General features: G+C 55.8%; 1 protein-coding gene. It reads left to right on the top strand.

All coding sequences use genetic code 11. The annotated features are described in order from the left end of the window. Positions 1–179: 179 nt before the first annotated feature. Positions 180–634 (top strand): IS110 family transposase (locus tag ABLU67_RS24005; RefSeq protein WP_049105411.1); only part of this gene is annotated, 455 nt, incomplete at its 3' end.

The following is a 634-nucleotide window of genomic DNA, read 5'->3' as shown; positions in this document are numbered from 1 at the left end:
TCAGAAAGAACCGGCCAGTTCTCTCTGATGGCGGTCCGGATGCCGTGTCCGGGCTTAGGCTTTCGCGCCTGTTCCGTAGATCCTTTGCACCGGACCGCCGTTCTTTCTCATGTGATAAACCGGACAGTATCATGGACCGGCTTTCACCGGTAACCCGTATTTGCAAGGTTGGTTTCACTATGGAAAATGAACTCCACTTCATCGGTATTGATGTCGCCAAAGCTAAACTGGATGTCGATATTCTTCGCCCTGATGGCCGGCATCGCTGTAAAAAATTTGATAATACCCTCTCCGGACACGAAGCGCTGGTCCGCTGGCTTCGCGGCCATGACGTGAACCGTGCCCATGTCTGCATGGAGTCCACCAGCACCTACATGGAAGACGCGGCCGCGCATCTGAGTGATGCCGGGTATACCGTGTCCATCATCAACCCCGCCCTCAGTAAAGCTTTCGCACAGAGTGAGGGGTTGCGCAGTAAAACTGACAAAGTGGACGCCCGTATGCTGGCTCACTTCTGCCGGGAAAAACGCCCGTCAGCCTGGGAGGCCCCTCATCCGACAGAGCGGGCACTGAAAGCCCTGGTGTTAAGGCATCAGGCGCTGACAGAGATGCAGACGCAGGAGAAAAACCGGCG

This window comes from Klebsiella sp. GN_Kp190 (assembly GCF_040061795.1).
In the GTDB taxonomy this organism is placed as follows: domain Bacteria; phylum Pseudomonadota; class Gammaproteobacteria; order Enterobacterales; family Enterobacteriaceae; genus Klebsiella; species Klebsiella michiganensis.
This window is presented reverse-complemented; position numbering and strand designations above follow the sequence as displayed.